General features: G+C 44.8%; 9 protein-coding genes and 7 tRNA genes. 15 read left to right on the plus strand and 1 reads right to left on the minus strand.

The window, feature by feature from the left end; genetic code table 11:
* Nucleotides 1–85 precede the first annotated feature (85 nt).
* The 7 genes from ACTHPG_RS24015 (at nucleotide 86) to ACTHPG_RS24045 (ending at nucleotide 668) form a co-directional block, all read left to right on the plus strand.
* Nucleotides 86–160, plus strand: a tRNA-Gln gene (locus ACTHPG_RS24015).
* Nucleotides 161–169: 9 nt separating this feature from the next.
* Nucleotides 170–245: transfer RNA gene (locus tag ACTHPG_RS24020), tRNA-Lys, on the plus strand.
* 6 nt (nucleotides 246–251) lie between these two features.
* Nucleotides 252–332 (plus strand) — tRNA-Leu (locus ACTHPG_RS24025).
* Nucleotides 333–342: 10 nt separating this feature from the next.
* Nucleotides 343–417: transfer RNA gene (locus ACTHPG_RS24030), tRNA-Gly, on the plus strand.
* A 6-nt stretch (nucleotides 418–423) separates the two neighbouring features.
* Nucleotides 424–500 (plus strand) — tRNA-Arg (locus ACTHPG_RS24035).
* A 16-nt stretch (nucleotides 501–516) separates the two neighbouring features.
* Nucleotides 517–590: transfer RNA gene (locus ACTHPG_RS24040), tRNA-Pro, on the plus strand.
* A gap of 7 nt (nucleotides 591–597) precedes the next feature.
* Nucleotides 598–668 (plus strand) — tRNA-Gly (locus ACTHPG_RS24045).
* A 193-nt stretch (nucleotides 669–861) separates the two neighbouring features.
* On the opposite strand, the gene ACTHPG_RS24050 is transcribed toward ACTHPG_RS24045, so the two are convergent.
* Complete coding sequence (locus ACTHPG_RS24050; RefSeq protein ID WP_440391873.1) at nucleotides 862–1197, minus strand: WGxxGxxG family protein; 336 nt, start codon at nucleotides 1195–1197, stop codon at nucleotides 862–864.
* 578 nt (nucleotides 1198–1775) lie between these two features.
* Here ACTHPG_RS24050 and ppc point away from each other — a divergent pair.
* From ppc to ACTHPG_RS24090, 8 genes are all read left to right on the plus strand, one after another.
* A complete protein-coding gene (gene ppc / locus ACTHPG_RS24055) occupies nucleotides 1776–4568 on the plus strand; it encodes a phosphoenolpyruvate carboxylase (RefSeq protein ID WP_440391874.1) in 2793 nt (930 codons plus the stop codon).
* A gap of 260 nt (nucleotides 4569–4828) precedes the next feature.
* On the plus strand, nucleotides 4829–5395 hold the full coding sequence (gene sigW / locus ACTHPG_RS24060; protein WP_017692117.1) for an RNA polymerase sigma factor SigW: 567 nt from the start codon (nucleotides 4829–4831) through the stop codon (nucleotides 5393–5395).
* Nucleotides 5396–5531: 136 nt separating this feature from the next.
* A complete protein-coding gene (locus tag ACTHPG_RS24065) occupies nucleotides 5532–6146 on the plus strand; it encodes a zf-HC2 domain-containing protein (RefSeq protein ID WP_440391875.1) in 615 nt (204 codons plus the stop codon).
* A 314-nt stretch (nucleotides 6147–6460) separates the two neighbouring features.
* Entirely contained in the window at nucleotides 6461–7297 is an 837-nt protein-coding gene (cdaA, locus tag ACTHPG_RS24070) for a diadenylate cyclase CdaA (protein WP_017692119.1), read from the plus strand.
* Nucleotides 7290–8783: a CdaR family protein gene (locus ACTHPG_RS24075; RefSeq protein WP_440391876.1), complete on the plus strand. Its 1494-nt coding sequence runs from the start codon at nucleotides 7290–7292 to the stop codon at nucleotides 8781–8783. The genes cdaA and ACTHPG_RS24075 overlap by 8 nt, the downstream gene beginning before the upstream one ends.
* Before the next feature lie 72 nt (nucleotides 8784–8855).
* Nucleotides 8856–10196: a phosphoglucosamine mutase gene (gene glmM, locus ACTHPG_RS24080; RefSeq protein ID WP_440391877.1), complete on the plus strand. Its 1341-nt coding sequence runs from the start codon at nucleotides 8856–8858 to the stop codon at nucleotides 10194–10196.
* An 886-nt stretch (nucleotides 10197–11082) separates the two neighbouring features.
* Complete coding sequence (gene glmS / locus ACTHPG_RS24085) at nucleotides 11083–12915, plus strand: glutamine--fructose-6-phosphate transaminase (isomerizing) (protein WP_440391878.1); 1833 nt, start codon at nucleotides 11083–11085, stop codon at nucleotides 12913–12915.
* Nucleotides 12916–13088: 173 nt separating this feature from the next.
* Complete coding sequence (locus tag ACTHPG_RS24090; RefSeq protein ID WP_440392084.1) at nucleotides 13089–13601, plus strand: cysteine hydrolase family protein; 513 nt, start codon at nucleotides 13089–13091, stop codon at nucleotides 13599–13601.
* The last annotated feature ends 266 nt before the right edge of the window (nucleotides 13602–13867 follow it).

A 13867-nucleotide genomic window follows, 5' to 3' on the forward strand; every position in this document is an offset into this window, starting at 1 on the left:
AGGCTTAGCTCAGCTGGGAGAGCATCTGCCTTACAAGCAGAGGGTCGGGGGTTCGATCCCCTCAGCCTCCACCATATTCTTTTAATGGGGATTAGCCAAGCGGTAAGGCAACGGACTTTGACTCCGTCATGCATAGGTTCAAATCCTATATCCCCAGCCATTTCATTATGAGTCATTAGCTCAGTTGGTAGAGCACCTGACTTTTAATCAGGGTGTCGAAGGTTCGAGCCCTTCATGACTCACCATTATATGCGCGTGTGGCGGAATTGGCAGACGCACTAGACTTAGGATCTAGCGTCTTTGACGTGGGGGTTCAAGTCCCTCCACGCGCATCCTTTATTTGCGGAAGTGGCTCAGCGGTAGAGCATCGCCTTGCCAAGGCGAGGGTCGCGGGTTCGATTCCCGTCTTCCGCTCCATATTTTGCGCCCTTAGCTCAGCTGGATAGAGCGTTTGACTACGAATCAAAAGGCCGGGAGTTCGAATCTCTCAGGGCGCGCCATTATTTTCATAAGTATCGGGATGTAGCTCAGCTTGGTAGAGCACCTGGTTTGGGACCAGGGGGTCGCATGTTCAAATCGTGTCATCCCGATTGTTATGCGGGTGTAGTTCAATGGTAGAACTTTAGCCTTCCAAGCTAATAGCGTGGGTTCGATTCCCATCACCCGCTTATGTAATGAGAAAGCCTTTGCTGATGCAGAGGCTTTTTTATTTTTACACAATTATTTTATGTAGAGTGAAATTTATTTAGAAAAAGAGCCAAGCTCCCCTTTTTATGCAGATAGGGACTCTTGGCTCTTCTGTTTACTTCTGTTGATTTAGATGTTTTATAATCGTAGAAGCTAAGGTGAAGTGACCGTAATTTAACGATCGTTGTGATCGGTTACTCTTCTACGCATGCCAGCTAAACCAAGCAGCCCCAGCAAACCAAGCCAGCCCCAATCCATGTTGTTGTCACGATTGGTTGTCGTGGCGTTGGCACGTACACTGTTGGTACGGTAGTCACCGTTGTTGCGGTAGTTCCCATCCATGTTCATGTTGGTGTTAGTACGGTTCATGTAATTGGTGTCCTGATACGATTGAACACGTGAACCATTGGTATCCATTCCTTTGCTCATATGTCCATCAGCAGCAGCAGGGCCAGCTATTGCGGCTACCAGAAGCACGGAAGCAATGATTGTAGTACCTTTTTTTATCATGTGGAATCCTCCTTTTTGGTTAGATCTATAGATTAATCTGCCCAACAAGATAAGAATATTATGTAGTAATGGTCTGTTAAGATATCCCTATTATTACAGTAGTTCAGCGCTATACATAAGAAACTTCCCTAATAAGCAGACTTGTAGTGGGAAGAAATTTATAATTACATCTTTAATTTATTGCGTCACTGTGGTAAAGTATACAAAAGCTTGCTTTGCCGGTCATGTTTCTTTGTATATCATCTGTTCTCAATCAATGAAATTATGCGGTTTAACCTTAGTTTCAGGTATATTGGACTAGATCTAAAATAACTGTATATTTATGAATTTTTAAGCATAGGTATGAGGCATTTGGTTTATGTAAAGTACGTGAAAAAGGTATCATGCGACAACATATGATCATTAATTGAAGCAGAACAAGAAAATGAATAAAAAAGCATGTTTTTGTGCTGTAAATCGGGGATAATCCCCATTTTTTCTAGTAGAAAAATAAAGATTTTCGTACCATTTTATTGTATGATGTTATGAAGGTGTCAAATTTACGTGTACGAATGGAACGATCAGATGGGAGGATAAGCATGACTGAAACTATGGTAACCGCCAGCAAAAGCCAATCCAACAACCTGCTTCGGCGAGACGTGCGGTTCCTGGGCAATATACTCGGAGAAGTTCTTGTCCATCAAGGCGGCACGGAGCTTCTAGATATCGTTGAGAAGATTCGGGAAACGAGCAAATCGTTACGTGCAGAATTTCTGCCAGAGCTCTATGCAGAGTTCAAAACGATGATCCAGGAATTAGACTCGGACAATCGTCACCAGGTTATTCGGGCTTTCGCTATTTATTTTCAATTAGTTAATATTGCTGAACAAAACCATCGGATCCGGCGTAAACGGGATTATGAACGTTCTGCAGGGGACGCTGTGCAGCCAGGATCGATTGAGAAAGCAGTACAGGATCTGAAGGAACGTGGATTGTCTCATACAGAGGTGGAAGAGATTCTGGACGATTTGTCGTTGGAACTCGTTATGACAGCTCACCCAACCGAAGCCATGCGCAGAGTTATTCTGGACATCCATAAACGGATATCTGAAGATGTCATGCTTCTTGATAATCCTACGCTGACGTTGCGTGAACGTGAACAGTTGCGTGAGAAACTGCTGAATGAGGTTATTACGCTCTGGCAGACAGATGAACTTCGCGACCGCAAACCGACTGTACTCGATGAAGTACGGAACGGGATGTACTACTTTCATGAAACGTTGTTCCACGTACTTCCGGATGTATATCAGGAGCTGGAACGCTGCCTGAACAAATTTTATCCTGACCATGACTGGCATGTGCCGACGTATTTGCGGTTCGGTTCCTGGATCGGTGGAGACCGGGATGGAAATCCTTCGGTAACTTCAGATGTAACATGGCAGACGTTGTTGATGCAGCGCAAGCTCGCTTTGCGTGAATACCAACGGATTATGATTGAACTTATGGGACACCTCAGCTTCAGCACGAACATCATCCATGTATCGGATGAGCTGGTGCAGTCGATTGAGCAGGACCGTAATTCTGTTACATTGAAGAAAGTGGATATCTGGCGGAATGAAAAAGAGCCATACCGCATCAAATTGGCTTATATGATTGCCAAGCTGAACAATGTACTGGATGAGAACAAATTAGGTCAGGCTGACCGTTATCATAGCGCTCAGGATTTGATTGATGATCTGATGATTATTGATCGAAGTCTGCGCCATCATTTTGCCGATTACGTAGCGGATACGACCATTCGCAAAATGATTCGCCAAGTCGAGTTGTTTGGTTTCCACACTGCGGCATTGGATGTACGTCAGCACAGTCAGGAACATGAAAATGCGATGTCGGAGATTTTGGCGAAAATGAACATTGTAGAAGACTATGCACGTCTAACTGAAGACGGTAAAATCGATCTGCTTGCTCGTTTGCTGGATGACCCACGTCCGCTTACTTCTCCTTATCACCAATACACGGAGGGAACCAAAGAGTGTCTGGATGTCTTCCGTACCATCAAGCGTGCCCAAAACGAATTTGGGACCGGCTGTATCACGAGTTACCTGATCAGTATGACGCAGGGCGCAAGTGACTTGCTGGAAGTTATGGTATTTGCCAAGGAAGTAGGGTTATTCACCAAAGGAAACAATGGTGAGGTTGTAGCTACACTTCAAGCGGTACCGCTGTTTGAAACGATTGACGATCTTCATGCGGCTTCGGACATTATGCAGAAGCTGTTCAACCTTCCTGTATACCGCGCAAGCGTGAAAGGACGGAATGAACTGCATGAAATCATGCTTGGTTATTCAGACAGTAACAAGGATGGCGGAGTGGTTACAGCCAACTGGGAACTGCGCGTAGCAATGAATGCGATCACGGCTGTGGGCAATGAACATGGCGTTAAGCTGAAGTTCTTCCATGGACGTGGCGGAGCACTTGGACGTGGCGGCATGCCACTCAACCGCAGTATTCTTGCTCAGCCACCGCATACCATTGGCGGAGGGATCAAGATTACAGAGCAGGGTGAGGTCATTTCTTCTCGTTACTCTCTTCAGGGGATTGCATACCGTAGTCTGGAGCAGGCAACTTCTGCTTTGATTACAGCAGCACTGAATGGTCTTGAGCCGCAAGAATCAGAATCCGAGCGTCATTGGGATAGCATCATCAAAGAGATCTCGGAAGTATCCCTGACGAAGTATCAGGATCTGATTTTCCGTGATCCGGACTTCTTTACCTTCTTCAAGGAATCCACACCGCTTCCAGAGGTGGGTGAACTGAATATTGGTTCACGTCCATCCAAGCGGAAAGGTAGCGACAAGTTCGAAGATCTCAGAGCGATTCCTTGGGTATTTGCATGGACGCAAAGTCGTTATCTGCTTCCGGCATGGTATGCGGCAGGAACAGGGCTGCAAAGTTTCTATCAGGATAAAAAGGAAAATCTGGTTGTCCTGAAAGAAATGTATGCAAACTTCCCATTCTTCCGCACACTGATTGATACGGTTCAGATGGCTGTAGCCAAGGCAGATCTGGTGATTGCCAAAGAGTACTCAGCAATGACTTCCAACAAGGAAGCACGGGATCGCATATACGGTCAGATCGAAGCCGAATTCATGCTTACCAAAGAGCTGATTCTTAAAATTACTGGAGAAGCTGGAATTCTGGATGATGTACCGGTTATTCAAGAATCCATTCGCCTTCGAAACCCTTATGTGGATCCATTGTCCTACATGCAGGTTCAACTTCTGAGCGAACTCAGAGATATGCGTGAACGTGGTGAGGATGATACGGAGCTGCTTAGAGAAGTGTTGCTGACAATCAATGGTATTGCTGCAGGACTGCGTAATACAGGCTGATCATTGAACTGCTGCATTTGAATAATTATATGTAACCAGTTACCCATTACTTTGTTGAATAAAAGCAACATTCTCTGCTCTACGGGGCGAGAGATGAAACGGGACTCCTGTGGGAGTTCCCGTTTTTACTGTTTTTGGCGGATATTTGTCATACAGTCTTGATTTTTGACCAAAGTTGAATTACGATTTGATTGGTGAATTACAAGTGTGGACGGGTATCAGAAGACGGAAGACCCATCAGCATGTCTGGGGGAATAAGGGTGGACAATTTGGAGAACAGGCTTGTGAAACTGGTGCTCAAGGGCGACCAGAGAGCCTTCGCAGAAATCGTTGAACTATATAAGGACAAGCTATTTCATTTGGCATACCGGATGCTGAACAATCGTCATGAAGCTGAAGACGTTGTGCAGGAGACATTTTTGCGTGTGTTTCGCAATATGGAGAAGTATGATCCGAACCAGAAATTTTCAACCTGGATATACCGGATCGCGACCAATCTGTGTATTGACCGACTGCGCAGAAAGAAACCTTCATACTCTTTGGATGCTGAACTGAATGATCAGGAAGGATCTGATGGTTATGCGATGCTCCCGAGTGACGATCGTACACCGGAGAGTGAAGCGCTCCTGTCAGAGACGCAGACGCTTATTCGGGAGGCCATTGACAGTTTGCCGGCCAAGTATAAGTCCGTTATGATTCTGAGATATTTACAGGACTTGTCGCTACAGGAAATCAGTGACGTGACAGGTATGCCCGTAACAACGATCAAGACACGCGTTCATCGGGGCCGTGATTTTTTACGTAAAAAATTGGAGTATAAGTTATAAATGTTAAACGCCTTTAAATATGGGCGAAATTATTTGAAACATATCCGAAACGGATGCGTATGTAATGTATGCAAGTCTTATGCGTGCTTTATAATGGCTCATGGACTAAGTGATTTAAGAAAGGATTGGCTCTCATATGGATTGCAACTCGGCCGTCTCTTTAATGCATGAATGTTTGGATGAGTCGTTGTCCCCGGCCCAGAAGGTTGAATTGAAAAGTCACCTTGTGATCTGTCCGGATTGTCGCATGCGCTTTAAAGAGTTGGAACAGACGGAAATGCTACTCTTTGCCATGAAACACTATTCACCGTCTGCCTCTGATGAGCTGACCAATCGAATTATGAATGCTCTGCCCCAGCCCAAGAGACAGCAAGTATGGCTCAAATGGGTCAAAGGACATCCCGCGCTGACGGCGGCAGCCTTCTTTTTGGTCGTGATGCTCTTTAGTGCCTTGAATTTCTGGAACCAGAATAACGAAATGGTTGTTAAGGGAAATAATCTGGACCAGATCGTGATTCAGGGTAACACGGTAATTGTTCCTGAAGGTAAGTCAATTGCTGGCGATCTTACGATAGAAAATGGAACCGCACAAGTATATGGGGATGTGAACGGCAATCTGACGATTATCGACGGACAACTGTTTCAGGCTTCAACGGCGCATATTTCAGGTCAAGTGAAAAGCATTGATCAGGCGCTGGACTGGTTCTGGTACAAAATAACCAATATGGTAAATGAAGTGGCTTATCGCTAGAACAGGGTAAAATCTTCAATGGTATATACCAAGCAGGGTACCTCCAGATTGCATGGGGTACTCTTTTTTTATACGAAACTTTGTAATTCATGGTAAATGTAATGTTTATGTGCAGTTTGAGACTGCCGTAACTTGCAACCGGAACGTTAACGTTATAACCTAGATACTAAAGAGAACATACTACTACATATAGACACGTATTTTTTCTCAAAATCGAATGAAGCAAAATGCTGAGACAAAGGATTATATAAAATCCTAATGGGTTAATATGAGATCAGGGTTTACTCATCAATGGGGATAGCGGGGGCTGGCTTATGAATTATTTTGCTGACTTAACGTGGACAGAGTCCATTAAGGACGTTATCGATATATTGATCGTTACCTATATTATGTACAAACTGATTTTACTTGTGCGGGGTACACGTGCGGTTCAGCTCCTGAAAGGAATTCTGTTCCTTGTGCTGATCTGGGCATTAAGTACGTGGCTAAACCTGTATACGCTCAAATGGTTAATGAACCAGATGTTTACGTTTGGTGTCGTTGCGGTGTTCATTATCTTCCAACCGGAATTGCGTCGTGGTCTGGAGCAATTGGGACGCGGTAAGCTGTTTGGTCGTTCAGCAGCAGCAAGTGATGAAGAATTAACGGTGTTAATTGGTGAGATTATTAAGTCAGTTAATTATTTGTCACGGCGTAAAATTGGCGCATTGGTCGTATTTGAACGTGAGACGGGTCTGAACGATTATACGGAATCGGGCATTAAGATGCACTCTCTGGTCAGCTCGGAGCTGATGATCAACATCTTTATTCCAAATACACCGCTCCATGATGGAGCGGTCATTATACAAGGAAAACAGATTTCAGCGGCAGCCTGTTATTTGCCATTATCAGAGAATCCGTTTATTAGTAAGGAATTGGGAACACGTCATCGTGCAGCCATCGGGATTACCGAAGTTGCAGATGCGATCTGCTTGGTTGTCTCCGAGGAGACAGGACAAGTGTCACTGGCAATGAATGGACAGGTCGTTCGTGATATCAAGGAAGAATCGCTGATTGCGAAACTGTATGAGGAGTTGCGCCCTACATCCAATCTGAAAAAGAATGGCTGGACGACCTTCTGGAAACGGAAGGGAGGACGTAACAATGGATAAGTGGTTTAACAATAATAATTTTGCCAAAATACTTGCACTTGCAGTGAGTCTGCTGCTCTGGTTCATGATTCATCTGGATGAAGTACCAACCACGCCTACGATCACAACAGGCACAACCAACAAGGTTGTGGAACGTACGGTACCTGTTCAACCTTATGGATTAGACAGCAACAGCTATGTGCTGACTTCATTAAGTACGGATGAGGTCCGGCTGGAGATCAAAGGGCAACGCTCGATGCTAACATCGATTTTCACCAATGATGATTACAAGGTACTGGTTGATCTGAGTCAGGTGAAAGATGGGTCCAATACACTGCCGCTGGTACCTGATTTGCCTTCCGGGGTAGAAGTGGTCAGTATGGAGCCTTCCATGGTTACCGTAAATGTAGAAAAATTGGGCACCAAATCCTTCAATGTGAATATTGTACCCGAAGGGGAACCAACAGCCGGATACAGCGCTGGAACGCCCGTAATTGAGCCTTCGACGCCGGTTAAGGTAACTCTGCCCGAGGGACAACTTGAGGCTGTAGCGAAGGTTCAGGGCAGTGTGAGCGTGAAAGATGCCAAGGAAGATGTTATACAGAAAAAAGTGAAGCTTCAAGCATACGATGCTGAAGGTAAGGTCCTTGAAAATGCGATTATAACGCCTCAAACGGTTGAAGTCCGTGTTCCGGTCAATCAGCCCTATACATCTATACCCTTAAGAATCAAATATTCGGGACAGCTTCCAGAAGGACTGGTTCTCTCCACAGTAGAGCCTAACGTGAAAGAAGTCTCGGTTTATGGATCAGAGGATGCGCTTGCGGGTATACAGTCCTACGACCAAGTAACCCTTGATCTTACACAGTTTGATCAATCGGGTACATCAACAGTTAACGTGGACTTGACGCCGCCTTCCGGTTTTGAGAAAATCGAGCCTAGTTCGATTCAGATTAAGGTCACCATATCACCATTTGACGAGGTTGAGGAGACAACCAAAGTTTTTCCGAACGTCCCCATTACGCTTACAGGTGCGGGGAATGGACTGGAAGGGACACTGGTTACGCCTCGAAGCGGCGGTCTGAACCTTACACTTACAGGCTCACCTAGCATGCTTGAGGGTCTGAGTAGTGAGGATCTCACGTTGACAGGCGATCTTGCTGGACTTGCGGTTGGAACGCATGAGATCAAGCTTGAAGCCGACCTGCCCCGTTTTGCCAAACTGGATGAATCATCTACTGCTCTGAGTGCAACGGTCAAAATCAGCGAAAAGGCTGAGGACACAACGGCTACTCCTAGCGAAGATCCGACTGACGAGGGAACGGTAGCACCTGACCCTTCACCAGCCGAGGTCGAAAATGGGGAAACGGAGCCTGTTCCTGATGAAGAAGAAACAGAATCGAATACGGATACTCAGGATCAGGGGCAACAGGGGAGCACAAGCAATCGAGGTAGTTTAAATAACAATAACAGCGGTACTGGCAGTAAAAGTGGCTCAAATCCGTAAACGTTCTAATTCTAAAAATTCTTAAAAATAATAATAGTGCTCGTATATGATGCGAATAGAAGGAGTTAAATCATGGGGAAATATTTTGGTACAGACGGTGTAAGAGGGGTTGCCAATAAAGAGTTAACGGCAGAGCTGGCTTACAGCATTGGACGTTGTGGTGGTTACGTGCTTGCAGGTGGTGTGGAAAGACCAAAAGTGGTTATCGGCATGGATACTCGTATCTCGGGATTGATGTTGGAATCCGCACTGGTTGCAGGTCTGTTGTCCATTGGGGCTGATGTGATTCGTCTGGGCGTTGTATCCACTCCGGGAGTGGCCTATATTGCACGTTTGTTGAAAGCTGATGCGGGCGTGATGATCTCGGCTTCTCACAATCCGGTTGAGGATAACGGAATCAAGTTCTTTGGCGGAGATGGCTTCAAGCTGTCGGATGAAACAGAGAACCGAATTGAAGAGCTGATGGATGCGGAGACAGATCAATTGCCACGGCCAGTTGGTGGCGGTCTGGGTACCGTAACGACGGATGAAGAATCCCGTTATCGTTACCTCGACTTCCTGAAAACGACTGTCAATGAGTCATTCTCTGGTCTTAAGATTGTTTTGGACTGTGCAAATGGAGCAGCTTATGAGCTGGCACCGAAATTGTTCAGTGAACTCGGTGCAGAGGTCATTGCTATTGGCGCTGAGCCGAATGGCCTGAATATTAATGAACAATGTGGTTCAACTCATCCAGAGAACTTGAAACAAGAAGTGCTCAAACATAAAGCGGATCTGGGTCTTGCTTTTGACGGGGATGCAGATCGTCTGATTGCTATTGATGAGACAGGCGCTGAAGTGGACGGAGACTTCATTCTGTGTATCTGTGGTGATGCGATGAATCGCGCAGGCAAGTTGAAGGACAGTACCGTTGTATCAACGGTTATGAGTAACATCGGATTCTACAAAGCAACAGAAAAACTCGCACTAAAAACAGCTAAAACTGCAGTAGGTGACCGTTATGTGATGGAAGAAATGCGCCGCGGCGGTTACAATCTGGGCGGAGAACAGTCTGGCCATGTGATTTTCCTGGATTACAATACAACTGGAGACGGTATGCTGACTGCGATTCAACTCGTGGATACGCTCAAGGCTTCAGGTAAAAAACTGAGTGAACTTAAAGCGCTGATGACCCAGTACCCACAAGTATTGGTGAATGTGCGTGTTGAAGATAAGAGCAAATATGAGGGCAATGCTGCGATCGAGCAAGCTATTGCTGTAGTAGAAAAACAACTTGGCGATAATGGACGTGTACTCGTTCGTGCTTCCGGTACGGAATCCCTGATCCGTGTTATGGCGGAAGGACCAGATAAAGACGAACTTGAACAATTTGTGTCTCAAATCGCGGATGTAGTTCAAAAAGAACTGGTATAGGATTGGTACGTGTTCAAAAAGTCTGGTTTTCAGTACCGAGAAGATGGAATGAAGCTAGAAATGGAGTAGCGGAGCGTAGGCAAATTACGTGAGCAACCACAATGTTTCCAAAGGAAACAACCTTCGTAAGCCTCCCGCTTATTTCGGCTGAATTCCATATTCGATGCTGATGATGCCGTTAGGCATGATTCGTAATCAAAAGCGGACTTTTTGAATTTCCTCTAAGGATGAATATTCCTGCGTCCCGGCCTGGTGAGACCATAGGTCCGTATATCCGGTCGGGATTGTGGGTAAATATGCTGAAATTGTCACAGGTACTTTGCTCCATTGCAAAATGGACCTGACGTGCATATAATGAGTGGAGTCGTCATTCAGACACAGAAAGTGAGGATTGTAAGGTTACAGTTACACAAGCGCCAGAGCTTGGAGTTGCGCGGGATGATGTGAATTAGATTTTCCCTTCGTAGGACGAAGAAGAAAAGACGATTAACATCAACGGCAATCAAGCTGACGAGGTGGAGGTGTTCGGATTGTTCGGCGGGGACCTCCCGGTGAAGCACCAGAGCCGTAAACCGGATTGCGGAAAATGGATGGGTGACTGTCCACACAACGCGCCGGTGCAGGTGCAAGAGTTAAACTAAAATTCAAATGAATGTGCGTGAAGAGCGTAAACAGTACGCGGACGGGAAAATGATGTACATTCATGATTGCATTCATAACAGCTTATGATGACTGCGGGGCGACACGAGGTCGCTCTGATCATTGATAATTGAATAAGTAACAAGTATTCATGAAACGTTAGGCAATCACTCATTTTTCCGATATGCCGCCTCTGCCTGTTTCTCTTCGTGACACAGTATTCATATACAAACGGAGGAAATAAACTATGTGCGGTATTGTTGGATATATTGGTAATAAGAACACTCAATCGGTATTGGTCGAAGGATTGAAGAAACTCGAGTATCGTGGTTATGATTCTGCAGGTATCGCTGTATTCACACCGGAAGGTCTGCAAATCACGAAAGCTCTGGGTCGTCTTGCGAACCTTGAAGCCAAACTGGATGGTGCACCATTGGTAGGTAATGCCGGAATTGGACACACACGTTGGGCAACTCATGGTAAACCATCGGATGAGAACTCTCATCCACACACGGATGGAAGTCAGAAATTCTCTGTTGTGCATAACGGTATTATTGAGAACTACCTGGATCTGAAAGACGAATTGATGGCTCAAGGTCACACATTCACTTCCGAAACAGATACTGAAGTTATCTCTCACCTGATCGCACGTGAATACAATGGTGATATCGTTAAAACAGTGCAAAAAGTGATCACGTTGTTGCGTGGTGCATTCGCATTGGGTGTATTGACAGAGCATGAGCCTGAGAAACTTGTAGCTGTGCGTCAAGCAAGCCCATTGATTATTGGTATTGGTGAAGGCGAGAACTTCATTGGTTCCGACATCCCGGCCATTCTGGAACATACACGTAACGTGTACATTCTGAATGATGGTGAGATGGCTGTATTGACACATGATGCTGTCGAATTGATGACGATTGAAGGCAACTTTATTTCTCGGGAAATGATTCGTGTCGATTGGGATGCTGTTACCGCAGAAAAAGGCGGATTCGAGCACTTCATGCTGAAAGAAATTCATGAGCAACCAAAAGCATATCGTGATACAATGCTGGGTCGCATCGATAATGAAAGCAAAAAAGTTCAACTTCCTGAGTTGAAAATGACTGAAGAACAAATTAAAAATATCCGTAACGTTCAAATCATTGCATGTGGTACAGCGTACCATGCAGGTCTGGTTGGACGTACAGTGATTGAGCAATTGGTTCGTATTCCGGTTGAAACAGATGTGGCTTCCGAATACCGTTACCGTTCCCCAATCGTGCACAAAGATACACTCGTAATCGTAGTGAGCCAATCCGGTGAAACTGCCGATACGCTTGCTGCATTGCGTGAAGCACAATCCAATGGCGCACATGTACTTGCAATCACAAACGTAGTCGGCAGCTCCATTGCACGTGATGCAGATGATGTTATCGCAACATTGGCAGGTCCTGAGATTGCTGTAGCTTCTACCAAAGCGTATACTTCACAGTTGATCGCTTTCAACTTGCTTGGTCTGTATCTTGCTCAAGTTCGTGGTACACAATCTGCTGAAGAGATTGCACACACACTTGCAGCGATGCAAGCATTGCCTGAGCAAGTAGAATCCATGTTGGAGCAAGCCGATGCAATCAAAGGATATGCAGAGCAAATCTCCAAACATGAACATCTCTTCTTCATCGGCCGTGGTCTTGACTATGCAGTAGCTCAAGAAGGATCGTTGAAACTGAAAGAGATCTCTTACATTCACTCCGAAGCTTATGCTGCAGGTGAGTTGAAACATGGTACGCTTGCATTGATCGAAGACGGTATCCCTGTTATTGCCCTGGCAACGCAGGAGAACGTACTTGAGAAAACAGTGAGCAATATCAAAGAAGTGAAAGCACGTGGCGCGGATGTACTGGCGATTACGTACGAAGAGCACGTAGCACCATTGCTGAAATCCGTAGACCAAGCGTTTGCCATTCCTAAGACGCTGCCACTCTTGAGCCCGGCTCTGTCTGTAGTTGCGCTGCAATTGCTGGCATACTACGCTTCCCTGGCACTGGGTCACGATGTGGATAAACCACGTAACCTGGCGAAAAGCGTAACGGTTGAGTAAGGTTAAATCTGGATTTAATATCTTTTAACAACAAGTAAATAGTTATTCGAAAAGATGATATGACCAGGTCATATCATCTTTTTTTGTTATCCAGTATACTGATCATAGGAATTTTTCATCATGAATAGATCTAAGTTGAATGAACTTATAGTAAACGAAGAGGGATGAAAAAGATGGAGACTTGTACTGATGTATTGATCGTGGTTGATCTACAAAATGGCGTTTGTTATGATGGGGATCACTTGTATGATTTGAATAATTTACTCAATAGAGTAAATAGAAGAATTGCTTTGTATAGAGAATTACATAAACCGATCATTTTTGTTCAACACTGTGATGAAGCATTAGTGCCAGGAGAAGAACCATGGGCGATACATGCCCATATTGATGTTCAAGAGCAAGATTTTTTAGTGCAGAAAACACATGCGAATTCGTTTTACGAAACAAATCTGAAACGTCTCTTGGATCAGTTAGCTGTACGTCGTATCGAGTTTTGTGGTGCCCAAACAGAATACTGTATGGATGCTACAATAAAATATGCTCATGGATTGGGATACGACAACTATATGATCCAGAATGGAACGTCCACTTTAGATAATCCATGGATGTCTGCAAAAGAGACGATTTCTTTTTATGGAAACATATGGAATCATAGATTCTTAAAATGGATAGATGGTGAATCGTAGAAAAGCGGATCGTATAAATTCATGACATGAGAATTTTCATCTGAAACGAGATATCTGAATCATGAAAATATAAGATTGAAGGCATATACAAAGGGTCCTAATGACATGAAGTATCGTCATAGGACCTCTTTTTCATTTAAATACAAGTACGCGTTTTCTATATTAACTAACAGTGGTTTAGATAAGAAGGATTGACTGAATGGCCAAGCTAGAGCTACTCGCTCCAACTATGCAAAGAAATGATCCTGCTGTCACTTCAAGTAATT

Source organism: Paenibacillus sp. SAF-068 (assembly GCF_051967555.1).
Classification (GTDB): domain Bacteria; phylum Bacillota; class Bacilli; order Paenibacillales; family Paenibacillaceae; genus Paenibacillus.

Excerpts from the sequence above, each read along its gene's own strand:
- ACTHPG_RS24050 (WP_440391873.1), bottom strand. The coding sequence starts at position 1,197 with ATGATAAAAAAAGGTACTACAATCATTGCTTCCGTGCTTCTGGTAGCC.
- ppc (WP_440391874.1), top strand. The coding sequence starts at position 1,776 with ATGACTGAAACTATGGTAACCGCCAGCAAAAGCCAATCCAACAACCTG.
- ACTHPG_RS24065 (WP_440391875.1), top strand. The coding sequence starts at position 5,532 with ATGGATTGCAACTCGGCCGTCTCTTTAATGCATGAATGTTTGGATGAG.
- cdaA (WP_017692119.1), top strand. The coding sequence starts at position 6,461 with ATGAATTATTTTGCTGACTTAACGTGGACAGAGTCCATTAAGGACGTT.
- ACTHPG_RS24075 (WP_440391876.1), top strand. The coding sequence starts at position 7,290 with ATGGATAAGTGGTTTAACAATAATAATTTTGCCAAAATACTTGCACTT.
- glmM (WP_440391877.1), top strand. The coding sequence starts at position 8,856 with ATGGGGAAATATTTTGGTACAGACGGTGTAAGAGGGGTTGCCAATAAA.
- glmS (WP_440391878.1), top strand. The coding sequence starts at position 11,083 with ATGTGCGGTATTGTTGGATATATTGGTAATAAGAACACTCAATCGGTA.
- ACTHPG_RS24090 (WP_440392084.1), top strand. The coding sequence starts at position 13,089 with ATGGAGACTTGTACTGATGTATTGATCGTGGTTGATCTACAAAATGGC.